The organism is Clostridium thailandense (assembly GCF_019207025.1).
Taxonomy (GTDB): domain Bacteria; phylum Bacillota; class Clostridia; order Clostridiales; family Clostridiaceae; genus Clostridium_AM; species Clostridium_AM thailandense.
Genome location: NZ_JAEEGC010000117.1, coordinates 28,020 through 51,782, shown reverse-complemented (window position 1 = coordinate 51,782; position 23,763 = coordinate 28,020). Strand labels below are relative to the sequence as shown.

Here is a 23,763-nt window from a genome sequence, read left to right as displayed (position 1 = left end):
TAACTCATGCGTTTGCCCTGAATTCTTAAGCATATTAATAAAATGTTACGTTATATAGGGGATGTCAGAACACAATTGCAATCTAACACCCCCTATATTATATACATCTCTAGTTGAACAAAGTTTTTACTAATTTTCCATCACTTATAGATATTATTCCATCAGTATACATTTGTATAAAATTACCCGTATAAGCATATTCTTTTCCAGTAGCAACTTCTCTAACAACTCCCTTAAGATTATCATTTATATAAATCTTACCCTGCAAACTTACAAATATTGAATCTCTATCAACAGTTCCTTTTAAATCAATTGCTTGAAGAGTATTGCTACCTTCCTTTACAGTTCCATAATAAATCTTGGTAACTTTTTTATCTTGTGTTTCTCCAATGTATACATTATCATTATCATCTACAGCTATTAAAGATGGATTATTTACTCCATTTATCTTAAGTGGTTCGTCCTGACCTGTCATATATATTCCTTGATGATCCAAATCTTCATAAACGAGCTTATCTTCATGTGGAAGTACTTTTATTTTTCCCACCCTGTAAGCCATCGTATCTACCTTTTTTGCTTCTTTCATTATATTGATCCAATATAGGCGGCTCATTCCTCCACTGCCTGCTATTTTTACATATATAATATTAGTTAACGGTGAAGCCTGAATATCTTCTACCTCTGACTTTTTATTTTCATAACCTAATTCCTTACTATTCAATTCTTTAATATCCTCTTTAACATTTTTATCAACATCATAATATGCCAATTTAAAACTTGAACTTTGCTTTCCTGTTTCTTTTTCTGCTATAAGCATTCTATTTCTATCTGAAAGCCATTTATAATAAGAAACCTTTACTCCATCATCAAAATCTATTTTCTTTTCTTCTCCCGTTTTTGTATCAATAACTTTTAGCACATCTCCATCATAATAGGCTAAGTATCTCCCATTAAAGGATGCATTAATATTAGTTGCGTTATCAGGTACCTTGACCTCTACTTCTTGCTTCTTAGCTTCACTTTTTACTATTTTCTTTGTCTTTATAGATGTATCCGAAGTTAACACATATTTATCTATATAAAAAAGGCCTGCAAATTGTATTGTCAAAGATACAAGAATCCATAGAAAAATCCTTCTAAAAATCTTCATTCCTTACTCTCCTTATAAATAGTTATCTTGTGTGCCTCAACAATTATTTAACATAAATAGCTGATGGAACTGATCTTTCTCCTAAAGGATCACAAGGATTATTTATTACATCACCTTCATAATACATTGTTGAAGAAGAACCTCCATCTAGATTTGATGCATTCACCGCTCCATATTGAAGCATTATATTCTGAACATCTTTTAATGTTGCTCCTACACTTTTAGTTTGTCTTCCATCAATAACCAATAAAAGTATAGCCCCATCCTTTCTTTGACCAATAGCAGTTCTAGGGGCTATTCCCCAACCTCCATCTCCTGATTTTATAGTTCCTCTACCATTTACTACCAATGCAGGTCCAAATGAAATAGCTTCTGTAACTCCAAGTTCTTTAAGATCATCTAAAGTATGTGTTCCTACTAAAAGTGCACCACCTTTAGTTATAGCCACTGTTTCTCTTTCTTCATTTTCTTTTAAATCATTATATAGTATTTTACTATCACTCATAAGTATTCCGACAGGTTTTCCACCTGTTCCTGTCCATTTGCTATCACCAGATGAAGCATCTACGAATCCTCCACCATTAACTGCAGCTATTGCTCCATTATCTCTAGCTATTTGACTCGTTAATTCTCCCTCTACACCTAATTTTTTACTAGCACCAACTTTAATTCTAGTTGGATCATGTATTATTAACATATAACCTTTAAATTTTCTTTCATCGCTAATATCTTCTCTTTCAATACTATCGTCATGAGTATTTTGAAATTTTATAGGTGTATTGTCCTGTTGAACAGTTTCAACAACATTCTCACCTAAAATCTTATCTATTTCTTCCTGTGACAAAAATATTTTAGCTATATATTGATGGCTAAGAGTTGTCATAGCAGCTCCTACTATTGTCTTTTTTACATTTTGAAATGGTCCATGAAATACTATGAGAGGTGCAGTTATACCAGTAAAAACTATTTCAAATATCAAAAAACCCAAGATTAATTTCCAAATTGAACTTTTCTTTTTTACTTCGGTTTTTCTCTTTTTCATTCGTAAAACCTATCCTTTCTAAATTTAATACCTTACAACATTGTACAATAAATGATATATTTTTTAAATAGAAATAATTATAAATATGTCAAAAACTTTCTTCTAAAAAACAAAACATCCATAGAACCATAAATATGTATAGAATTATATCTATGGTTTTACGATGTTTCATTTAAGATTTTTGTTAGTCTAATTAAAGTTATTGGAATAAAATCGACATATAGTTTACTCATGGATTATTTTACAGCCGCTTAGAAGCTTCATACGCTAAAGGTGATCTTTCACATTCATCATATTTTAATGTTACTTGATAACATAGCGGACTGCCTTTCATTTTCTCAGATGCATAACAAAGTCCATTTGACCTTGAATCTAAGAAAGGATGATCTATTTGTTCTGGATCTCCTATCAATATGAGTTTTGTGCCAGTTCCAACTCTAGTTACTATAGATTTAACTTGTTTTGGGGTAAGATTTTGTGCCTCATCTATAATAACCCAGTTTTTAATAATAGATCTTCCTCTTAAATATGCTACTGCTTCTGTAGTTATAATTCTTCTGTCAAATAGCTCTTTTATTTTATCTGATAATTCTTTCTCATTTTTATATCTTTCCTTTTCATCGGAATCTACTAGTATTTCTAAGTTATCTAACACTGGTCTCATGAAAGGCGATATTTTCTCTTGTTCTGTTCCTGGTAGAAAACCTATATCTTCATCCATAGTGATATTAGGTCTGCAAACTAAAATTCTTCTAAACATTTCTTTTCCTTGATCTATAATTTTATCTAATCCTACTGCTAAAGAAAAAAGAGTTTTAGCTGTTCCCGCTGGTCCCTTTATTATTACCAATGGTGCTTTTTCTGCATCTGTATACAAAGCTTCAAGTATAAACCTTTGTCCAACATTTCTAGCATTGACTCCTAGCGGCACTTTATCTTTATAGTGTAATTGAACTATTTTATTTCCATCAAACTTTCCTAGTGCAGTTTGCTTTGGATTTTGAAGACAATGTATTATCATAAATTCATTACTGTATAAATTAGGTTTTAAATATTTATTAAGCTCTGATGAGTAATATAACAAATCACCTATATCCATAGACTTATTACGATAGAACTCCGATATATTCTCAGATGATGTATATACTTCTATCCTTCCTGTATACTGACTTTCATGCTCTGGAACAACTTTTTCATGAAAATCTTCTACTGATATATCAACCGTATCAGCTTTAATTCTCTCAAATATGTCTTTTGTTATTAAACAAACATTCTCACCCTGTTCCTTTAGACCTTTACATACCTGTATTATTCTGTTATCTGGTTTACTCTTATCCCAAGTTGGTGGAATTTGTACATCATGATGGTTCATCTCAACTCTAAGATTGCCACCACCGGGAAGTTCCACCCCCTTATTAAGTTTACCTTTCTTTCTTAAGCCATCTATCAATCTTGCTGAATGTCTTGCATTGGCTCCCAGGTCATTTTTATCTTTCTTAAAACTATCTAATTCCTCAAGTACGACTTCTGGTATAACCACATCATTATCTCCAAAAGTAAAAATCGCTCCTGGTGAGTACAGAATAACATTGGTATCTAAAACATAGGTCTTTTTCAAAATCATTCCTCCTTCCAGTCGGAAGACTCGGCAATTAAGATTACTAACTCTCTCTCGCTAATTGCTCGTTAAAGCCCATTTAGAGCTTCAGCTTCCTCTCTTCCATTACTACTATTATATTCAGCTAATCTAATAAATGTATTATATTTTATTAATTTAATATTTTTCTATAAAAAATAGCAGGCATCTAACCTGCTATTTTAAACTTTCATAAACCTTTTCCAAGTTTTCTTTCATACTTTGTAAATAATCTTTATTGTCTTCTTTAATAAAAAAGAAAGCTTTTTTGTCACAATACTTCATCACTCCTAACAATTACAATTTCATAAACAATTCCAAGAGTTGTTGCAAATAATTTGCATTTAGATATATAATAATATTGTATGTTTTTTTGTCAATTATATTTAATAGTTCTATTGTTTTGCAAATATATTATGTAATATAATAGTTATTATTTACAAATTTATGAAAAATATAAAATCGGAGGAAAACCCTTTATGCTTGAAATTAGAAACTTAACTTTTTCATATACAGGAAATGAACCATATATACTCAATAATGTAAATCTAAGCATTAGCGAAGGTAGCTATGTTTCTATACTGGGTGAAAACGGAAGCGCAAAAACCACATTATTAAAACTTATACTAAACTTACTTAAGCCTTGCGGCGGAACTATTAATATACATACCAATACAATAGGTTATGTTCCTCAAAGAGTTGAGAGCTTTAATTCTCAATTTCCAATTACTGTTTCTGAGATGCTAAAATGCCATATGAAAGTTTTGAAACTAAAAGAAAAGAATATAATTTCTAAAAGTCTTGACGCTGTTGGAATGGAAAACTTCAAAAATACTTTAATAGGTGACATGTCTGGAGGACAACAACAAAAAATATTTATTGCTCGTGCTTTAATGGGAAATCCTAAATTGTTAATACTTGATGAACCCTCTACTGGCATTGACATACAAAGTCAAAAAGAAATTTATAGTATAATTAAGCACTTGAATATACATTTAGGTATTACAGTTCTAGCCGTAGAACATAATCTTGATGCGGCCTTAAATTGTTCTACAGGTATTTGCATAATGGATAGCGGCTCTGCTAACTTATATACTATAGAAGAATACAAAAAAATTATAAGGGTTTCTTAAAACAACTAAAATAAAAGTTATTCTGGAGGAAAAAAATGCTACAATATGATTTTATGCAGAATGCAATTATTGCAGGAATTTTTATATCTATTTTATGCCCTGCAGTAGGTGCATTTTTAGTTCTTAAAAGGTATTCTATGATGGGTGATGCCTTGTCCCATGCATCACTTGCAGGAGTTGCTTTAGGATTAATTTTAGGATACAATCCCATAATTTGTGCTTTTATATTTACATCTATATGCGGACTACTAATTGAATATCTAAGAAACTACTATAAAAAATATGCTGAGCTAATACTAGTAATTATAATGACTTTAGCAATAGGTATAGCAATAACATTAATAAGTACTGGTAGGACTAATGCAAATGTTAACTCCTATCTATTTGGAAGTATATTAACTGTATCGCAAAACGAGCTTTTTACTGTTTTTGCTTTGAGTATAATATCTGTTATAACGCTTTCTGTACTTTACAATCAACTTCTATATATAACCTTTGATGAAAATGGAGCAAAAATTGCTGGTGTCAAGGTCAAACTTATAAACTATCTTTTTGCTTTATTAGTTGGCGCAACTGTTTCTGTTTCCATAAGAATAATGGGCATTCTTGTTATTTCATCTATGATAGCAATGCCTGTGGCTGCAGCACTGCAATTGCATAAAGGCTTTAAGGCAACGTTAGTATTTTCAATAATTTTTGGATTTATAGATATTATGTTTGGATTGTTCTTATCATATTTTATTAACAGTGCACCTGGAGGAACTATTGCTTTGACATCTGTGGCATTACTGCTTATAGTACTATTGTATAAAAAATCTATAGGATAGTTTTCAGTTTTATGATAATCGCAAAGAAGTCTCAACTTATTATTTAGCTGGGACTTCTCTATATTTTTTTATCTCTACAAAATAAGTATCAATATATAATGTTTAATGCATAATTAATTGTTTTATAGTATTTTTTATTACTAATGATGGTAATTCACCATCTAAAATTGAGTTAATTACCATATTCTTTGATGTATCATATTCAACGAATTTTTTCATAGCAAAATCAATATCATTATAAACTTTCCAGTATCCAGATAATAGACATTTTCTATAAGGGTATTCCATGAAGCAGATTACATCCTTTACTGGAAATCCTAGAAATATTCCCATTTCATGAGGACAAAAATATTTATATTTCTCTCCTAAAATCTCTAACATTTTTTCTATACTCAAGCTCCTATTGTAACCTAATTTCTCTAAAAATCTTATATTTTCCTCTTGATGAATAATTTCTGAAATAATCTTTTCATCATAAATAAATAAGGTCTTACTCCCAAATTGTTCTCTCATTTCATATATGCTCAATTCACATATGTCTATAAAATCCTTCCTATATCTTTTCCATAATAGATTTAAATTCCGCTCATAGTCATTTAGAGTTATTATACAAGCTGGTTTTCCACTTATCAATGTAGGTGCTATATGATATAATATAGCACCAAATAAATATTCTTTATCATCCATAGACCATATTTTATCTATATATTTTTCTAACAGTGACTTTTCCATTATTATCATCTACCTTCTAACATTGTTCTTTAGCTTTCCCTTTGTTAAAAGAAATTATTAATAACAATATACAAGAAATAAAATTTTAGTAAATAAGCTCTCTTTCTGTAATCTAGAAAGAGAGCTTTTCTTACGATTATTTATAGCTTTTTAATATACTTCTTTAACATTTCCTTAACGAATATATAGAGCGTTGGAACAGCATACATGAGTTCTCCTAATTTTTCAACTGACTCTCCCATATTAGGCATCAACTCAGACAGCCCTTCTCCAAACATTAGAGCACCTAATAATATTAATATAACTGTTAGTGCATTAAATATTATTTCTATACTAAATTTCAATGTACCCTTATATACAAAATACATTATGGCAATGGAAGCTGCAGCGCCTACTACTATACCTAGAGCAATATTTATAGCTGCTTCATTTATAAATGGCAGAGTAAAAATAGTTATTTCTAAACTTTCTCTAAATATTGTTAGAAATGATAGTATGAATAAACTTGCAGCTGTAATTTTCACATTTATATTACTATCAGCTTTAATCAGCAACGACTTGTTTTGTTTCCTAAGAAGAATTATACTGTACAGTATTAAAGCAGATAAAAATAGCATCATACAACCTTGAAACACATGTTGTGATGTTGTTTGAAGAGATTTAGCTTGATTAAATATAATTACCCCTGTTAAAATACTTGTAAGAACCCCTATTCCTGAACCTAAATATATATATTTCTTCAAGTCTCCTCTATCTATTTTAGCTAGATATACTAAAAGTGGCACAATAATCAACAGCATTTCAAAGCTTTCTCTAAAAGCAATAATCATAGTTGTAACCATTCTCTCACCCCCTAGTTTATCTATTTTTAAATAGTCTTTGATACATAATAAGCAGAAATAGTAAAATTGTTACCCAAAAACAAACTTATTTTTAAGCTAAAATCGTCCAATAATAAACTTTTTTAAAAATCAAAAATTTCTATATCTTTGCATACGTTATCATCAATTTCGTATTATTTAAAATTTCAGTATATTATGATATAATCTACTTTAAAACTTTAAGTTAATTTATACTCAAAATATTTAGGGGGTGAAAGCTATGCCGATAAAAATACAAGATAACTTGCCGGCAGTTGAAACTTTAAACAATGAAAATATATTTGTAATGACAGAAGATAGGGCCTTTCATCAGGATATACGTCCTTTGAGAATCGCTATATTAAATCTCATGCCTACTAAAATTACTACAGAAACCCAATTATTAAGACTTCTTGGAAATACTCCTCTTCAGGTTGAAATTGATTTGTTAAATCCTAAAACTCATGAATCGAAAAATACTTCTGAAGAGCATTTAATGACATTCTACAAAAACTTTGACGAAGTAAAGAGTCAAAAATTTGATGGATTAGTTATTACGGGTGCTCCTGTGGAAAATATGAAATTTGAAGAAGTTGATTATTGGGATGAGCTTAAAGAAATAATGAATTGGAGTACACATAACGTATATTCAACTTTGCACATATGTTGGGGCGCACAGGCTGGTTTATATTACCACTATAACATACCTAAATATGATCTAAGTGAGAAAATGTTTGGTGTATTTCCTCATAGAGCTACTAAAAAAAATATAAAATTATTAAGAGGCTTTGATGATGAATTTTATGTACCTCATTCAAGGCATACAGAAGTTCGAAAAGAGGATATAGAAAATAATAAAGACCTAACTTTATTAGCTGAATCAAACGAATCAGGCATATATATAGTTTCTGCAAAAGGCGGAAGACAAATCTTTGTCAGCGGACATTCGGAATATGATCCTCTAACCCTAAAATCAGAATATGATCGTGATGTAGCTAAGGGTCTCGATATTAAAGTTCCTAAAAACTATTATCCACAGGATGATCCTACAAAAGACCCAATGGTAAAATGGCGTTCCCATGCCAATCTATTGTTCTGCAATTGGCTCAACTACTATGTATACCAAGAAACACCATTTAACCTACATGAGATAGAATAGTGTAGCACTCTAATATTGATGTCGAATACCTATAAACACGGCCGAAAGTTGATCCACACTCCGGGATATGTTTCCAATCTTCGGCACTATAAAAACTTTTTATCAATCTAAAGCTTAGCATTTTGAAAATCTAAGAACCTTTGATTGTTTGAGCATAGCGAGTTATCAAAGGTTCTTAGTTTTTTCCAATATATTAGCTTTAGACTTATTAAAAGTATTTATCGTGCCGAAAGAACGTCAGTATACCCCGCAGGATAAATCGACTTTCGGCGGTTAAACTCTACACTAATCTTCTATTCCTTTTCTTGCTGGAACTCCCTGAGTGTAATAGTGTTTGATTTCTTTCATCTCTGTAACTAAGTCTGCTCTTTCTATAATTCTCTCATTAGCATATCTGCCTGTAAGAATTACCTCTGTTTTTTCAGCTTTTTTATCTAAAATTGCTAGAACTTCATCTACTGTAAAAAGTTCGTAAAATAAAGCAATATTTATTTCATCTAAAACTACAACATCATATTCTCCAGAAGTTAAAACTTCTTCTGCTCTTTTTAAACCTTCCGCAGCAACTTTTTTGTCTGCTTTTGTTGGGTTTCCTAATATGAAAACATCTCTACCAAACTGCTCCAAAGTGAAATTTGGTAAATATTTAGGCGCATCTAATTCGCTATATTTCATTCCCTTAGTAAATTGTCCAAAAAAGACCTTCTTGCCAGAACAAACTGCTCTAAGAGATAACCCTAATGCACAGGTGGTTTTTCCTTTTCCATTACCAGTATAAACTTGAATATATCCCTTTTCCATTATGATACCTTCTTTCCACATAATAATAAATATTTACTATATTTCAATAGAATTTAAAGTCTTCACTGAGTATACCTTACACTCTACTGCATTCTGAAAAAACTCTTTTGCATAATTAAGCTTTTCTTCATCTTCATATATAATTCCTAAAACATTACCACTATGAGCTCCCATTACACCAAGACCCTTTGTTCTATTCTTTATGTCTATTACTCTATCTAAGAAATCATAATAAAGCCTTTTTTGATTTCTCATAATGCTTTCAGTAGAAACATACGCTATCTTTTCTATGTTACTTTCACTTATGCCTTCTTCCAAGACAGGAATAAGATCATCTACATCGCTTAAAGGAACTAAATTCTTACTATTAAACTCTACTGTATCTACAACTCCATTTCCTTCAAAGGCTAGTATGTTATATTCGATATATTTTCCCATTTTCCTTCTATACAAACCTTTTTTGTAATCAAACAAAGTCATATCTTTAAATATTATGCTATCTGTAGGTTCTATTTTTATACATTGTTCCATAAGTTCTGTTTCATTAAATTCTTTGTTAAACATCTTTAGCAAACAATAATACACTCCACATAAGTCTGCGGTACTACTAGCCATTCCTTTCCCATAAGGTATTTTAGAATCTATTTCTATATCAATTGTATTATTATACTGATTGTAGCCCCATAGTTCTAAAATATTACTAAGAAAAGCAGAAGATTTTTTAATATTATGCCTTTTGTACACATTGTTGCTCTCAAAAATTTTTACTTTTGTATACACATCTACAGGACAGGATAATAATAAATCCTTATCACAAACCTTTCCCTGTAGTATTTCTCCAAAACTTCCTGGGTAATTTACTGTAAACTCCATAAATACAACACCCTTTTTACAACTTCATATTTTCTATTAAAGTATAAAGTTATCCGAAATATATTTAACCAAATCATCAGGGGTATAAAAAACATTTTTATACTCAACTGACTTTCTTCCTATTACAAATCCATATATATTGTTATCTATACAAGCCTTAAGTTTTCCTTCTGTACCACCTTCAACTCCACTGTCTTTAAGAAGCATTGCCTGTGCTTTATATTCATTAATAAAGGTACAGTTTAACTCATAACTTATTGGACCTTTAATTGCAATTATGTCTCCTGCGTCTAATCCTTTGTCAATGCATTCCTGCATGACCTTTACTGATGGTAATACTCTATGAATGATTCTATTATTTATCTTCATAGAAAGAATCTTATCTAGATTTCTACTTCCTGTAGTATTTAATATGTTTCCTTCAATATTTTTAAGTTTATCATAAAGATCATCATAATCTTTCACTTCTACAATTTTCTCTTCATTTTTAAACCTATCCACAGAAGATAATCTTTCATATCTAACATATTCTATATTAAGCTCTTCGCAAGCTTTAATAGCATTTTTACTTATTTCAACAGCATAGGGATGTGAAGCGTCCACTAACAAGTTCACACCCTTTTCTTTAAATAAGTTTACTAATCCTTTAAAATCTAAAGGATTAGTATTTAAGTACTCATACTTATAATTTTTCAAAATTTCTCCACCATATTCTGTTGCTGTAGACACCAAAATATCACTTGTATAATTATTTAAAAGTGAGAGAATTTTTCTTCCCTCTGAGGTTCCTAGAATTAATCCAATCATATTTTAATCACCAGCTTATATTATTCAGTCATTAAAGGATTGCCATCTATGCAGTCCTGAACATGCTGTACGTATATATCTTGATATGCTCTATTTTCACCTAAACCATGAAGATATACATTTGCTTTAATATCTTGTTCTTCTAACTGACTTTTCCAAGAATCTTCTTCATCTCCTGCCATATCATTTATAGCGTGATCTCCTGCTACAAGCATATAAGGCATCAAGGTAACTTCTCTTATATTTTTTTCTTTTAACTTTGGAATTATGTTATCTAGTGTCGGATATCCCTCAACTGTTCCAACATATACATTCTCTAATCCGTTATCAATTAACATGCATTGAAGTTGAGCATAGCACGCATTAGCATGATGTGTGGAACCGTGGCCCATTAATACTATCGCAGTATCTTCTCCTACATCTTTAATTTGATCTTTTAACGCTTCTATAGCTATATCATAGTCTTTTTCTCTATAAAGTATAGGTCTTCCTAATACTAACTTATCAAAGGAACCTACATACTTGTTGACTTGACGACCTATCTTATCATATTCATCTCCAGGCATGATGTGTAATGGTTGAACATATACTTCTGTAAATCCATCACTCTTCATCTTTTCTAACGCTTCCTCAACGTTATCGATGTGAATACCCATTTCATTTTTTAATTTCTTCATAATCATTCCAGAAGTAAAAGCTCTTCTTATTTCATAATCTGGAAAATACTCTTCTATTCTATTTTCTGTAGCTTCGATACAATTTTTAAAGGTTTCCATAATACTTGTTCCAAAACTTGCTACTAATATACCTTTTTTTGTTTCACTCATATATTTCACCTCATAGTTAAGCATTGATTTATCTATACATTATATCCTCTAGGTGTTATAAATTTTTCGTCCTTTATAAAGCTTCTACTATTTCCTATTATTACTATTGAGAACATATCAACTATACTGTCATCAAAAGTTTCTATAGTAAACAAAGTAGTTTCCTGACCTTCTCTTAGTGCATTCTTAACTACTGCTACAGGTGTATTTCCTGGCCTATGATTCTTTATAATGCTCATACATTCCTGTAAATATAAAGGTCTTCCATGGCTTTTAGGATTATAAAGAGAGATTATAAAATCTCCTTCTGCTGCTAACTCTACTCTCTTCTTTATAAGCTCATAAGGTGTCATAAGGTCACTTAGACTTATATTACAGTTATCGTGCATAAGAGGTGCTCCAACTACTGAAGCTGCCGCTGAAGAAGCTGTAACTCCTGGTATTACTTCTACATCTTCATCTTCTCTCATTTCTAAAATTAATCCTGCCATTCCATAAATACCAGCATCACCAGTACTTACTATGGATACTATTTTATCTTTAGCTAATTCTAAAGCCTGCTTGCATCTTTCTACCTCTCCACGCATACCTGTGGAAACTACAGGCTTATCCTTAATTAAAGGTTTTATAAATTCTATATACTTAGTATAGCCTACTATTATATCACTTTCCTCAATAGCTTTTATTGCTTTTAAAGTCATATGATCGAGTCCACCTGGACCGATACCTATAACATAAAGTTTACCCAAATTAACACATCCTTCTCTACATACATTTTAAAAGTTATTTAACTCCCCTATGCACAGTGTCATTCCATCAGCCTTTAGTTTTTCGGTTATTAAGTTTCCTTCTAATAACTCCACGCAAGGTTCACAGACAGCACGCACACCTATGGTTTTTTCTACAAAATCACTGCCTTTAAATTTTTCTTGAATCTTCTTTATTTCCTCTATGGAAAATATTTTTACTTCACAACCTAAATATTTACCCAGATTTAATATAGCTTCTTCATCTTTTTTTACTTCAACAGTACCAATGAATTTTACTGATCTTTTATCTATATTATATTCTCTTAGTATATTTTCTACTGTTTCCTTCATTTTTTCAGAATTGAAATCTTTTCTACATCCAATTCCAAGTACGACATCTTTTCTTATAAGCTTTAAAACATCTATTTGCTTATTATTAACGTTTAATTCACAAATATCAAAATTTAAGTTATGTGTAACATAAACTAATCCTTTTACATCATTATTACATTCTATATATCCTTTTGGCAAAGAAATTTTTGATTTTAAATCTATAAACCCTACTTTTTCTTTATCCACAAGTAACGCAGCAATTTTTTTTGCATCTTTTAGATTATCTATTACTAAGTCATTATTCTTAGCAACCATATCTGGTGCTTCAACACCTAAATTATCTGTAGCAGTAGTAATAACCGGTATACTATTTAAAATTTTTGATATTTGCATAGTTAATTCATTTGCACCACCTAAATGTCCACTTAAAAGACTTATTGCAAAATTGGCAGAACTATCTATTACCACTACTGCTGGGTCTTTATCCTTCGATTTTATATACTCTGCTATTGCTCTTACAGCTATTCCTGTTGAACTTATAAATATTATAGCTTTATAAGTTTCCATAAGTTGTTTAGCGATTTGTTTAAGATTAAACTCTTTTATTGTTTCTTTTGAATACAATTCTATATCGAAAATATTTCTAAGTTTTTCTGCAATAGCATCCCCAGACTTTGTAACGCTAATTACCGCTATCCTCATCTTTTCCCTTTCTAAACATATGAGTGAAGCTTTCATCATACAATAAACTCTTGTCATAATCGCAGTTTATGAAATCTCCAACTAATATTTGTGCAGTTTTGGTTATATTTTCTGCCTTAACCTTTTCTGCAATATCATCAAGAGTTCCTATAACATACTTTTGATCTCCCCAAGTTGCTCTCTGTATAACTGCTACAGGCACATTTCTTCCATATCCTTTTCTTAATTTAGCTACAACTTTATCTATCATACCAACGGATAAAAACAATGCCATAGAAGCTCCTATTCCTGCTAATCTTTCTAAATCTTCTTTTTCAGGTACAGGAGTTCTTCCTTCCATTCTTGTAAGTATAATTGTTTGACTTACATTTGGAAGGGTAAATTCTCTCTTTATTGCAGCAGCTGCTGCTGTAAATGAGCTTACACCTGGAACTACCTCATAAGGTATATCAAACTTTTCAAGCTCATCCATTTGCTCTTTTATTGCTCCGTATATAGCTGGATCTCCTGTATGAAGTCTTACTATCTTTTTGTTTTCTTTATAAGATTTTACTATTACATCAATAACCTGCTGTAATGTCATTGATGCAGAATCATGTATTTCTACATTTTCCTTGCAATATTCAAAGTGTTCTTTGCTTACCAATGAACCTGCAAATATTATAACATCTGCTTCCGATATTATTTTTCTACCTTTAACTGTTATTAAATCTGGATCTCCTGGGCCTGCTCCTATGAAATATACTACATTCTTCATATAAGTCTCTCCTTTTTATAATTTAATGCTTAATCTCTTTGTGCTAATATAAGTGACATATAATCTCTATTCTTTAATATTTCTTCTCTTTCTCTAATCACTGCTTGGCCTTCCCTATATGCTCTTTTTACATATACATATCTAAAGCCCTTTTCTTCAAGAGTATTTAGTACTTTTTCTTCAAGCTTATATAATTTCATTATAACAACAAACTTTTCATCCTTTATTTCATCAACCTGTGTTGCTGGCATTATTAATACTCTTTCATCGCCTATAACAATATTCTCTCCTGCTAAGCTTGCACTTGCACAGAAGGATGTAATTCCTGGCACTGTCTCTGTATTGTATCCCTGTTCCTTTATGTATTTTAAAAGATATATGTATGTACTATACACAAATGGATCTCCTATAGTTAAAAAAGCTACATCTTTTCCAGCCTTAAGCTTTTCTTCTATAGCCTGAAATGCTTTATATATTTTCTCTTCTTGCTCTGCTCCTCCCATTGGAAAGTGCTTTACAACAACCTCTTTATCTTCACTTATAAAATTCTTAGCTGTTTCTAGAGCTATACTGCTTCCACCTTCCTTAGCAGATGGAGCAACTACCACATCACACTTCTTTATAACATTCACAGCCTTTAAGGTCATAAGCTCTTCGTCTCCTGGACCAACTCCTATGCCATACAAAGTTCCTAATTTAACTGAATTGTTTTCCAAATGTTTCACATCCTTTTATGTATTTTTATTACTAAAGTTAACGTGTATAAAGTTTCAAATCAGAAAGTTAACTTATGCGCAGAGATGTATTTATATTCTTGAAGGCACATTTAAATACTTTTGTTATAATTCTTAGCGAAGTATTTTAGAAAATCTTAGGACTATTGATATATCTGAGGTACGAGTTTATCGATGGTTCTTAGATTTTCAAAATACTGAGCTTTAGAATTATCAAAAGGAGTTATGGTGCCGAAAGAATATAAATACATCTCGGAGTATGAGTTAACTTTCGGCCGTTGACCTTTATACCTTTTTCCCGGTTAAAATAAATATACTATTATTCGCTACCATCATATAGCTTTTTCCCTTGATTTTGTTTACTGAAACCTGAATACATTCAACTTCATACTTTAATTCTTTCAATGTATTCATAGCCTTATATAAGTTATCTAACGTGATGAAATTTAAAACCATATTACATCCATTCTTTAGTTTTAAATGATATTGTTTAATTATATCTTCTATATTACCGCCGCTTCCTCCAATGAATATAGCGTCAAACATTCCATCTATATTCTCTTGAACAGCTAGTGCTTCTCCTTCAACTACTTTTAGATTATTTATGTTAAACTTATTTTTATTTTTTTCTATAATCTCTAATGCTTCTTCTTCTTTTTCTATGGCAATCACTTCACCATTTGAACATATATTAGCTACTTGTATGCTCACAGAACCAGTTCCTGCTCCTATATCCAAAACCCTGTAATAATCTTCAAGTTGAAGTTTTGCTGTACTTAGCACCCTTACTTCTTCTTTAGTCATAGGACAGTTTCCTCTTATAAATTCTTCATCCTTTATATAGTTCATAAACTTCTTCTCCTCTATATTCCAAATACAGATTTTTAGCTTATATTTTACTACTTAGTTAGGTTTTCAACAACAACTACACACAAACCATCAAATTCTATTTTCTCTACCTCATCTGTAGTTCCACCTATGATCTTCTCATCTTCATAAGAAAGATTTTGACCAACATATATATTTGCCTCAATGTCTTTTTCCTTTAGGAGACTGCACATATATGAAGGTGAGTGTTTGCTGTCTGTTAACCATATTGAAATCCTATTTTCTCGCACTAATTCATAAAAGTTTTGCTCTCTTCCATGAAGACTTCCTAAAAAACTTCCCTGCCAACTCTTACCAAGCTTAGCCATCATATACTGAAAAGAACTTAACCCCGGAATTACTTCAATATCTCCACCATAATTTTTTTTCAAATAATCTGTTATTCCATAAAAAAGTGGATCTCCCGAAGCTGCAATACTTATACTTTCGTATTTGTCTGAATTAATAATATCAATAACTTCAGCAATCTTATTTACAACAATTTTATTTCCATCTATAAAATCCAGACTCTCCATTGCTCTCTTAAATCCTACAACCACATCACAGATTCTCATAGTATCCACAGCTTTAGGCATTATATAATCCTTACTACCCGGGCCTATTCCAACAATATAAACTTTCTTATCCATAGTAACTCTCAACTCCTTGCTTATAGCTGTAATTCGTAATGTAAAAATTTTGCGGCACAAAATTTTTATGAGAGGACAATTGACAGAGGACAGAGGACAGTGAAGGTAAGTTTTCTTCCTTACGTCTGAAAACTAATTTATTTCTTGTGGATTCGTTTCACTAAGGCGAAACATCATCGGTTTAATTAAGCATAGCTTAATTAAACCTTATTTACCGAAGGTAAAACTAAATTAAAGATTTTTCGTAGTGTAGCGGAGAAAAATCATCCTTCACTGTCCTCTGTCCATTGTCCTCTAAAAAATAACACATCGTATTATTTTCACTTTACAAATTAAAGTTGCTTATATGAATACACTTTATAAACTACTGTAAAGCACTCCCTTTTCCATAGAGTACATAATAACATCTGCTTCTATAGTGTTATAAGTAAACTGTTCTATCTTCTGCTTAACCTTAACTCCTATATTTTTATATAAATCCTCATATCCATTCCCAAGAAGCTTTACAGCTCCTTCAGTAGTTTCTTCATTATATACTTTTTGCACGAGTTCTTTACTTTCACCCATTAATGCCAGTTCTAAAGCTAAGGTTTCTAACCTCACATCACAAACTCTACTGTGAGTATTAAAACATCCTGAGGCAATCTTGCAAAGCTTTCCTATGTGACCAACTATTAATATCTTATTGATCTTCTTATCCATGCAGCAATTTAGAGCAAATCCAACATAGTTAGACATTATAACCATTTTGTTTTTATCTAATCCTAACTTATTTGCCATGTTTTCTCCCATGTTACCAAATAATAGAATGAGATCTTTACATCCTTGTGCTATCTTCTGGTTCATTTCAAGTTCTACAGATTTAATAAGTGCCTCTTCTGACATTGGCATTACTATTCCCGTAGTTCCAAGAATAGATATTCCGCCCTGTATATTAAGTCTTGGATTGAAAGTTTTTTTAGCTATCTCTTCGCCCTTTGGTACAAATATAGTTATTTCTATTCCTTTGTCCCCTGGCAATACTTCTTTTACTTCCTTCTCAATCATAGACCTTGGCACCGGATTTATAGCTGGCTCTCCTTTTTTTACATAGAGACCTTCGCTGCAAACTACACCTACTCCTTTACCTCCTTTTAAAGAATAACCAGATCCTTTTTTTTCAGCTCTTGCCCATATTTCTAATCCATGAGTGGCGTCTGGATCATCGCCTCCATCTTTTATAATACAGCACTCTACATAATTAGGCCCTTTTTCTATTTTTTCTACCGGAAGCATAAGTTCTATTCCTTTAGGAGTATCTATCCTTATTTTGCTTAACTCTCCGCCAAAATACAGCATAGAAGTAGCTGCCTTAGCTGCACCTGCCGCACAGGATCCTGTTGTATATCCACATCTTAATCTTTTTCCATCACAATTTACATACATGTCTAGCATATTTTCACCTTCCATCTCAAAGACAGGTTTTATTATCTAGTTATTATCATATACATAAGAGCATTTACAATTGCAGCCGCCATATTGCTTCCGCCTTTTCTTCCTCTTATAGTAATCATAGGAACCTGTAACTTTTCTATTTCTTCCTTTGACTCAGCTGCCCCTACAAATCCAACTGGAGCACCAACTATAAATTTAGGATTTGCTTTTCCTTCTAAAGTTAATTCTTTAAGTTTAAATAATGCTGTAGGTGCATTCCCAAATACGAAAAATTCCACACCTTCTTCTACGGCTTTTTCTACTGCAGCCATGGAACGAGTTATTCCTCTTTCCTTAGCTATTTCTGCTATATCTTCCCTAGACACAAAACATTCTACTTTACAATTGAGTTTTTTTAATGCTGCTTTATTTATTCCAGAAGCGGCCATATTAGTATCTGTATATATAGTTACACCTTTTTTTAACAATTCCAAAGCACTCTTTATAGCGTTCTCTCTAATATAAGTTATATTTTTGAGATCAAAATCTGCTGTAGTATGTATAACTCTCTTAATTATAAGAAGCTCATCCTCTGAAAAGTTATGTTCTCCCATTTCTTCACCGATTATTTCAAAACTCTTTTTTTCTATGTCCATAGGAACCTTAATGTAATCCATAATATCATTCTCCATTCTATCACTACTTCTTTTCTCTAATATCTACATAACACTCTTTATTTAAGGTAGCTTCTTCAAAGGTTGCCATGTTGTTCATAGCACACAATGCCGCTTCAATAATGCTGAAGGCTAAAGGACATCCACTTCCCTCTCCAAGTCTCATCCTTAAATTAAGCATTGGACTTAATCCAAGCTCTTCCATCATATATGCAGCACCTGGTTCTGCTGAAAGATGAGAAGGAAATATAAAGTCTTTAACATTGTTGTTCAACCTATATGCACATAATGCTGCAGCTGAAGATATAAATCCATCAATTACAATCGGAATCCTATTTTTAGCTGCTCCTAGGAAGCATCCACAAAGACCAGCTATATCTAGTCCGCCAACCTTTGCTAAAACATCTATGATATCATCTCTATCAGGACTGTTTATTTCTATAGCCTTCTGTACTACTCTTTTTTTATTTATCAGTTGTTCCTCAGTAAGACCTGAACCTTTCCCTACTACAACATCTGGAGAAATTCCTGATAACACGCTAAACACTGCTGCACTTGTAGTAGTATTACCAACTCCCATTTCTCCTGTACCTAGAAGATCATATCCTTCCTTTACCAAGTTATCTACAATATCTATTCCTACCTCTATAGCTTGAATTGCTTGTTCTCTTGTCATTGCAGGTTCTTTAGCAATATTATTGGTGCCATACATTATTTTTTTGTTTATTATCTTAGGATGATTAAAATCTTCCTTTACCCCAATATCAACAACAGTAATATCCGAATCTACATGTTTAGCTAAAATACATACACCTGTTATACCTTTTGTAAAGTTATTAGTAACTATTACTGTGGTATCTTGTGTATTGTTACTTATACCTTCTTCATAAACACCATTATCAGCACTCATTATTACTACAGTTTTCTTATTTATTTTATTATGAATTTTTCCTGTAATACCAGACACTTTTGCAGCTATTTCTTCTAATTCTCCTAAACTTCCTATTGGCTTAGTTAGATTATCCAGCCTATTCCATGCTTTTTGAATAGCTTCTTCATCTGCTGCTTTTATATGCTTCAATGTTTCTTCGAGTATAGCTCCCATGTTTTTTCCCCCTTTTACTTATCTTAACACCAACTAAATTTTACAATCTATCTAATAAATTCTTAACCATTTGTACATTTCCAAAGAAATGAACATGTCCATATGCTCCTAAGGTATTATTCTTTACATAACCGCAATTCCACATTTTTAAAGAACCATCATAAGTCTCTTTTGTTAAACTGTAAACTTTTTCATTTTCTAAATTGACATAAGATTTATGAAATTCATGACAGTTTACTTCTAATCCAACGGGCAAAATATTATTTTCTTTTTCAACCCTTAATCTTGCATATCCAAAATTCTGAAGTTTTTTTGTCATACATGTATTTCCATTAAAAAAGCCTACTGTTTCAAACATTTTTTTATTATCTACATCTTCTACAAACTTCGTAAGATACATCAATCCACCACATTCAGCATAACATCTTAATCCCTTTTCCAATCTCTCTTTTATACTAATAAGCATGGGTTTATTTAGACTTAGCTCTTCAATAAATACTTCTGGATATCCTCCACCGATATATAAAAAATCTATGTCTTCCGGTAATTCTTTATCTTTCAAAGGACTAAAATATACTACTTGTCCACATTCTTCTAAAAGCTCAATATTTTCTCTATAATAAAAACTAAAAGCTTTATCATACGGTATAGCAATTCTTAGTCCTCTATTTTCTATATGAAAGTTATCTTCATAACTTTCAGTCTCTTTAAAACATCCTATTAATGCTTCCACATCAACATGTTTTAATATTAATTCACTGCATAATTCTATTTTTTCATTTAAATCGCCTATTTCGCTGCTCTGAACAAGCCCTAAGTGTCTACTTTTCAAAGAAAGCTTTTCATTTTTAGGCACATACCCAAATACTTTAGTGTTACAATTTTTCTCGACTGCAGCTTTAAGCAAATTGTAATAACTTTCAGTAATACAATTAAATACAACTCCAATAATATTGTTATTTTCAAAATTTAATATTCCATTAATTTCGGCACATAACGTAGCGCTCTGCGCTTTTGGTGTTATGATAAGCAGTACTGGAAGATTTAAAACCTTAGCTACATGAGCAGTAGAATACATTGTATCTATTCCCTTACCATCATAAAATCCCATAACACCTTCTACTATACCTATATTACCTGTACCTCTGGAGAAAGAAGCTTTTATCCCATTTTCCCCCATAAGATACAAATCCAAGTTTCTTGAAGGTTTTCCTGTTATATGACTATGAAAAGCTGGATCAATGTAATCTGGGCCTACTTTATAGCCTTGAACATCAAAGCCTTTTTTCATAAGAGCTTTCATAATTCCTAGTGTTATCGTAGTTTTTCCTCCACCACTGCTATTTGAGGATATGACTATACTTTTCAAGTACTTCACCCCTTTATAAAAATTTTGCAGTACAAAATTTTTATAGAGGACAATTGACAGAAGACAGAGGACAGTGAAGGAAAGTTTTCTTCCTTACGTCAGAAAACTAATTTGTTTTTTTAGCTTGTTTTGATAATGCAAAACATCGTTAATTTATATAAATCAAAGATTTTTCGTAGTGAAACAGAGAAAAATCCTCCTTCACTGTCCTCTGTCAATTGTCCTCTGTCCTCTAAAAAAATACAAATCAAATGTCATAACCTTGCAATTTTATATTAAAACTTTCTCATCAAATCTACATACTTATCTATATGTTCTTCAGTATGTCTTGTACATAGGAACATAGCTTCAAACTGAGATGGTGCTAAGAACATTCCATTCTTTAACATATGCTTAAAGAATTTTCCGTATAATTCAGTATTAGAAGCTTTAGCTTCCTCATAATTAGTGACTTTGCTGCTTTCATTAAAGAACAATGTCATCATATTTACACGTCTATTTATAACTAATGGCAATCCTTTTTCCTTAGCAACTTCTTCTGCTCCCTTTTGAAGCATTTCACCAAGTTTATCCATTTTATCATAATATCCTGGATTGCTATAAAGCTTTTGAAGTTGTGCATAACCTGCTGCCATAACAATAGGATTTCCTGACATAGTACCTGCCTGATAAACTGGTCCAAGTGGTGTTAGCTGTTCCATTAAATCTCTTCTTCCACCGTATACACCGCATGGAAGTCCGCCACCCATTATTTTCGCATAAGTTTTTAGATCAGGCTTTACACCATAAAGACTTTCTGCTCCTTTATAAGCAACTCTAAAGCCAGTCATAACTTCGTCATATATTAAAATAGTTCCGTATTTTGTGCATATCTCTCTTAAATCTTCTAAGAACTTTTGGTCTGCTGGAATAACTCCCATATTTCCTGCTATAGGCTCTATAATAACTGCTGCTATATCTTCTCCTTGTTTTTCAAAAAGCTCTTTTACGCTATCAATATCGTTGTACTGAGCAATTAATGTATTTTCTATACTTCCTACTGGTACCCCTGGTGAACCTGGGATATTTGAAGTAAGTACTCCTGATCCTGCTGCTACTAGGAAGCCATCAAAATGTCCATGGTAACAACCAGCAAATTTAACTATTTTATCTCTCTTAGTACATCCTCTAGCAAGCTTGATAGCACTCATTGTAGCTTCAGTACCTGAGTTAACCATTCTAAGCATCTCAAAGTTATCTACAGTATTGCAGATAAATTTTGCGACCTTAAGTTCTAAATCTGTTGGAGCTCCAAAAGCTATTGCATTTTCTGCTGTATCTTTTATAGCTTTTACTACATCTTCATCACAGTGACCTAGTATCATCGGTCCCCAAGCACCTACGAAATCTATGTACTCATTGTCATCTTCATCGTAGATGTATGCTCCAGAACCTTTCTTGATTACAGGTGGATCTATATCTAATCCTACATAAGCTCTTACTGGGCTATTAACTCCACCAGGCATATATTTTTGTGATTCTTTAAATATATCTGAACTTCTCATTTTTCTCTCCTGTATTCCTTATTTATTCTTCTCTTAACCATCTACATGCATCCAAAGCATGATAAGTTATAATCATCTTTGCTCCAGCTCTCTTGATTGATGTAAGTAATTCTAAAACTATAGCCTTTTCATTTATAAGACCAGCTTGTGCAGCCGCTTTAACCATAGCATATTCACCACTTACGTTATAAGCAGCCATAGGTACATCATATCTATCTCTAGCAGCTCTTATTACATCAAGATAAGGAAGCGCTGGTTTAACCATTATTATATCTGCACCTTCATCTATATCATCTTCAATTTCAAGCATAGCTTCTCTAACATTTGAAGGATCCATTTGATAAGACTTTCTATCTCCAGATTTAGGAGCTGAATCAGCTGCTTCTCTAAATGGTCCATAGAATGCTGAGCAATATTTTGCACTGTATGCCATTATTGGTACGTTTTTGAATCCATTTTCATCAAGAGCTTCTCTTATAGCTAGTATTCTTCCATCCATCATATCAGATGGTGCTACCATATCAGCCCCTGCTTGTGCATGTGATAATGCTATTTTAGCTATGTACTCTAATGTTTCATCATTATCAACACCATGATCATGTAGTATTCCGCAATGACCATGGCTTGTATATTCACACATACAAACATCAGTTATTATATACATATCTGGGCATATCTTTTTTATTTTTTTTATAGCTTTTTGAACTATACCATTTTCTTCAAAAGCTGAAGTTGCACATTCATCTTTATAGCCTGGTAAACCAAATATTAATACACTTTTTACTCCAGCTTCTTTTATTTCAGCTATTGCACCTTCAAGCATATCTACTGAATAGTGATAATTATTTGGTAGTGATGATATTTCTTTTTTTATATTTTCTCCTTCAACTACAAAAATCGGGTAAATAAAATCTGATGGGTGAAGAAATGTTTCTCTAACCATTTCTCTTATAACTGGATTTTCTCTTAATCTTCTATGTCTTCTAAACATTTGTCATTACTCCTTTATGATTTATTTA

24 protein-coding genes are annotated in these 23,763 nt (G+C 31.7%); 3 read left to right on the top strand and 21 right to left on the bottom strand.

What is annotated here, in order from left to right; translation table 11 throughout:
- Positions 1–109: 109 nt before the first annotated feature.
- The 3 genes from I6U48_RS20400 to I6U48_RS20390 form a co-directional block, all read right to left on the bottom strand.
- Complete coding sequence (locus I6U48_RS20400; RefSeq protein WP_218322320.1) at positions 110–1,150, bottom strand: NHL repeat-containing protein; 1,041 nt, start codon at positions 1,148–1,150, stop codon at positions 110–112.
- A gap of 43 nt (positions 1,151–1,193) precedes the next feature.
- A complete protein-coding gene (locus tag I6U48_RS20395) occupies positions 1,194–2,192 on the bottom strand; it encodes a phosphodiester glycosidase family protein (protein ID WP_218322319.1) in 999 nt (332 codons plus the stop codon).
- Positions 2,193–2,433: 241 nt separating this feature from the next.
- Complete coding sequence (locus I6U48_RS20390; protein ID WP_218322318.1) at positions 2,434–3,810, bottom strand: PhoH family protein; 1,377 nt, start codon at positions 3,808–3,810, stop codon at positions 2,434–2,436.
- Positions 3,811–4,307: 497 nt separating this feature from the next.
- Between I6U48_RS20390 and I6U48_RS20385 the strand changes: the two genes are divergently transcribed.
- Together I6U48_RS20385 and I6U48_RS20380 are read left to right on the top strand one after the other, a co-directional pair.
- A complete protein-coding gene (locus tag I6U48_RS20385) occupies positions 4,308–4,961 on the top strand; it encodes a metal ABC transporter ATP-binding protein (RefSeq protein ID WP_218322317.1) in 654 nt (217 codons plus the stop codon).
- Between the two features lie 35 nt (positions 4,962–4,996).
- Complete coding sequence (locus I6U48_RS20380) at positions 4,997–5,788, top strand: metal ABC transporter permease (protein WP_218322316.1); 792 nt, start codon at positions 4,997–4,999, stop codon at positions 5,786–5,788.
- A 102-nt stretch (positions 5,789–5,890) separates the two neighbouring features.
- On the opposite strand, the gene I6U48_RS20375 is transcribed toward I6U48_RS20380, so the two are convergent.
- Both I6U48_RS20375 and I6U48_RS20370 read right to left on the bottom strand, forming a co-directional pair.
- Positions 5,891–6,520: a DUF3793 family protein gene (locus I6U48_RS20375; protein WP_218322315.1), complete on the bottom strand. Its 630-nt coding sequence runs from the start codon at positions 6,518–6,520 to the stop codon at positions 5,891–5,893.
- Positions 6,521–6,660: 140 nt separating this feature from the next.
- Positions 6,661–7,362: an FTR1 family protein gene (locus tag I6U48_RS20370; protein ID WP_218322314.1), complete on the bottom strand. Its 702-nt coding sequence runs from the start codon at positions 7,360–7,362 to the stop codon at positions 6,661–6,663.
- Between the two features lie 259 nt (positions 7,363–7,621).
- Between I6U48_RS20370 and metA the strand changes: the two genes are divergently transcribed.
- Positions 7,622–8,539: a homoserine O-acetyltransferase MetA gene (gene metA / locus I6U48_RS20365; RefSeq protein ID WP_218322313.1), complete on the top strand. Its 918-nt coding sequence runs from the start codon at positions 7,622–7,624 to the stop codon at positions 8,537–8,539.
- 285 nt (positions 8,540–8,824) lie between these two features.
- On the opposite strand, the gene I6U48_RS20360 is transcribed toward metA, so the two are convergent.
- From I6U48_RS20360 to hemB, 16 genes are all read right to left on the bottom strand, one after another.
- Positions 8,825–9,340 (bottom strand): cob(I)yrinic acid a,c-diamide adenosyltransferase, encoded by a 516-nt coding sequence (locus tag I6U48_RS20360; RefSeq protein ID WP_246615471.1) that lies wholly within the window; start codon positions 9,338–9,340, stop codon positions 8,825–8,827.
- A 36-nt stretch (positions 9,341–9,376) separates the two neighbouring features.
- A complete protein-coding gene (locus tag I6U48_RS20355; protein ID WP_218322312.1) occupies positions 9,377–10,213 on the bottom strand; it encodes a GHMP family kinase ATP-binding protein in 837 nt (278 codons plus the stop codon).
- A 36-nt stretch (positions 10,214–10,249) separates the two neighbouring features.
- Entirely contained in the window at positions 10,250–11,020 is a 771-nt protein-coding gene (locus tag I6U48_RS20350) for a cobalt-precorrin-6A reductase (RefSeq protein WP_218322311.1), read from the bottom strand.
- A gap of 20 nt (positions 11,021–11,040) precedes the next feature.
- Positions 11,041–11,847: a sirohydrochlorin cobaltochelatase gene (locus I6U48_RS20345; RefSeq protein WP_218322310.1), complete on the bottom strand. Its 807-nt coding sequence runs from the start codon at positions 11,845–11,847 to the stop codon at positions 11,041–11,043.
- Between the two features lie 32 nt (positions 11,848–11,879).
- Positions 11,880–12,596, bottom strand: a complete 717-nt coding sequence (cobJ, locus tag I6U48_RS20340) for a precorrin-3B C(17)-methyltransferase (RefSeq protein WP_218322309.1) — start codon at positions 12,594–12,596, stop codon at positions 11,880–11,882.
- 27 nt (positions 12,597–12,623) lie between these two features.
- Positions 12,624–13,670, bottom strand: a complete 1,047-nt coding sequence (cbiG, locus tag I6U48_RS20335) for a cobalt-precorrin 5A hydrolase (RefSeq protein WP_246615470.1) — start codon at positions 13,668–13,670, stop codon at positions 12,624–12,626.
- Complete coding sequence (cobM, locus tag I6U48_RS20330; RefSeq protein ID WP_218322308.1) at positions 13,612–14,388, bottom strand: precorrin-4 C(11)-methyltransferase; 777 nt, start codon at positions 14,386–14,388, stop codon at positions 13,612–13,614. Before cobM ends, cbiG begins: the two co-directional genes overlap by 59 nt.
- A 29-nt stretch (positions 14,389–14,417) precedes the next feature.
- Positions 14,418–15,104 (bottom strand): cobalt-factor II C(20)-methyltransferase, encoded by a 687-nt coding sequence (locus I6U48_RS20325; protein ID WP_218322307.1) that lies wholly within the window; start codon positions 15,102–15,104, stop codon positions 14,418–14,420.
- Positions 15,105–15,407: 303 nt separating this feature from the next.
- The gene (cbiT, locus tag I6U48_RS20320; protein WP_218322306.1) at positions 15,408–15,971 is read right to left on the bottom strand and encodes a precorrin-6Y C5,15-methyltransferase (decarboxylating) subunit CbiT; all 564 of its coding nucleotides are present in this window, start codon (positions 15,969–15,971) and stop codon (positions 15,408–15,410) included.
- A gap of 50 nt (positions 15,972–16,021) precedes the next feature.
- Complete coding sequence (gene cbiE / locus I6U48_RS20315) at positions 16,022–16,639, bottom strand: precorrin-6y C5,15-methyltransferase (decarboxylating) subunit CbiE (protein WP_218322305.1); 618 nt, start codon at positions 16,637–16,639, stop codon at positions 16,022–16,024.
- Positions 16,640–16,996: 357 nt separating this feature from the next.
- The gene (gene cbiD / locus I6U48_RS20310) at positions 16,997–18,073 is read right to left on the bottom strand and encodes a cobalt-precorrin-5B (C(1))-methyltransferase CbiD (RefSeq protein WP_218322304.1); all 1,077 of its coding nucleotides are present in this window, start codon (positions 18,071–18,073) and stop codon (positions 16,997–16,999) included.
- A 32-nt stretch (positions 18,074–18,105) separates the two neighbouring features.
- Positions 18,106–18,732 carry a precorrin-8X methylmutase gene (locus I6U48_RS20305; RefSeq protein WP_218322322.1) on the bottom strand — a complete coding sequence of 209 codons (627 nt, stop codon included), beginning with the start codon at positions 18,730–18,732 and terminating at the stop codon, positions 18,106–18,108.
- 19 nt (positions 18,733–18,751) lie between these two features.
- Positions 18,752–19,831, bottom strand: a complete 1,080-nt coding sequence (cobT, locus tag I6U48_RS20300) for a nicotinate-nucleotide--dimethylbenzimidazole phosphoribosyltransferase (protein WP_218322303.1) — start codon at positions 19,829–19,831, stop codon at positions 18,752–18,754.
- A gap of 40 nt (positions 19,832–19,871) precedes the next feature.
- A complete protein-coding gene (locus tag I6U48_RS20295) occupies positions 19,872–21,200 on the bottom strand; it encodes a cobyrinic acid a,c-diamide synthase CobB (protein WP_218322302.1) in 1,329 nt (442 codons plus the stop codon).
- Between the two features lie 275 nt (positions 21,201–21,475).
- Positions 21,476–22,744, bottom strand: coding sequence for a glutamate-1-semialdehyde 2,1-aminomutase (hemL, locus tag I6U48_RS20290; RefSeq protein ID WP_218322301.1), 1,269 nt, complete (start codon positions 22,742–22,744; stop codon positions 21,476–21,478).
- Positions 22,745–22,766: 22 nt separating this feature from the next.
- The gene (gene hemB / locus I6U48_RS20285; protein WP_218322300.1) at positions 22,767–23,735 is read right to left on the bottom strand and encodes a porphobilinogen synthase; all 969 of its coding nucleotides are present in this window, start codon (positions 23,733–23,735) and stop codon (positions 22,767–22,769) included.
- Positions 23,736–23,763 lie beyond the last annotated feature (28 nt).

What these genes read in the sequence shown, in the direction of transcription:
- I6U48_RS20400 (WP_218322320.1), bottom strand. Translation starts at nt 1,150, where the DNA reads ATGAAGATTTTTAGAAGGATTTTTCTATGGATTCTTGTATCTTTGACA.
- I6U48_RS20395 (WP_218322319.1), bottom strand. Translation starts at nt 2,192, where the DNA reads ATGAAAAAGAGAAAAACCGAAGTAAAAAAGAAAAGTTCAATTTGGAAA.
- I6U48_RS20385 (WP_218322317.1), top strand. Translation starts at nt 4,308, where the DNA reads ATGCTTGAAATTAGAAACTTAACTTTTTCATATACAGGAAATGAACCA.
- I6U48_RS20380 (WP_218322316.1), top strand. Translation starts at nt 4,997, where the DNA reads ATGCTACAATATGATTTTATGCAGAATGCAATTATTGCAGGAATTTTT.
- I6U48_RS20375 (WP_218322315.1), bottom strand. Translation starts at nt 6,520, where the DNA reads ATGGAAAAGTCACTGTTAGAAAAATATATAGATAAAATATGGTCTATG.
- I6U48_RS20370 (WP_218322314.1), bottom strand. Translation starts at nt 7,362, where the DNA reads ATGGTTACAACTATGATTATTGCTTTTAGAGAAAGCTTTGAAATGCTG.
- metA (WP_218322313.1), top strand. Translation starts at nt 7,622, where the DNA reads ATGCCGATAAAAATACAAGATAACTTGCCGGCAGTTGAAACTTTAAAC.
- I6U48_RS20360 (WP_246615471.1), bottom strand. Translation starts at nt 9,340, where the DNA reads ATGGAAAAGGGATATATTCAAGTTTATACTGGTAATGGAAAAGGAAAA.
- I6U48_RS20355 (WP_218322312.1), bottom strand. Translation starts at nt 10,213, where the DNA reads ATGGAGTTTACAGTAAATTACCCAGGAAGTTTTGGAGAAATACTACAG.
- I6U48_RS20350 (WP_218322311.1), bottom strand. Translation starts at nt 11,020, where the DNA reads ATGATTGGATTAATTCTAGGAACCTCAGAGGGAAGAAAAATTCTCTCA.
- I6U48_RS20345 (WP_218322310.1), bottom strand. Translation starts at nt 11,847, where the DNA reads ATGAGTGAAACAAAAAAAGGTATATTAGTAGCAAGTTTTGGAACAAGT.
- cbiG (WP_246615470.1), bottom strand. Translation starts at nt 13,670, where the DNA reads ATGATGAAAGCTTCACTCATATGTTTAGAAAGGGAAAAGATGAGGATA.
- cobM (WP_218322308.1), bottom strand. Translation starts at nt 14,388, where the DNA reads ATGAAGAATGTAGTATATTTCATAGGAGCAGGCCCAGGAGATCCAGAT.
- cbiT (WP_218322306.1), bottom strand. Translation starts at nt 15,971, where the DNA reads ATGAACTATATAAAGGATGAAGAATTTATAAGAGGAAACTGTCCTATG.
- cbiE (WP_218322305.1), bottom strand. Translation starts at nt 16,639, where the DNA reads ATGGATAAGAAAGTTTATATTGTTGGAATAGGCCCGGGTAGTAAGGAT.
- cbiD (WP_218322304.1), bottom strand. Translation starts at nt 18,073, where the DNA reads ATGCTAGACATGTATGTAAATTGTGATGGAAAAAGATTAAGATGTGGA.
- cobT (WP_218322303.1), bottom strand. Translation starts at nt 19,831, where the DNA reads ATGGGAGCTATACTCGAAGAAACATTGAAGCATATAAAAGCAGCAGAT.
- hemL (WP_218322301.1), bottom strand. Translation starts at nt 22,744, where the DNA reads ATGAGAAGTTCAGATATATTTAAAGAATCACAAAAATATATGCCTGGT.
- hemB (WP_218322300.1), bottom strand. Translation starts at nt 23,735, where the DNA reads ATGTTTAGAAGACATAGAAGATTAAGAGAAAATCCAGTTATAAGAGAA.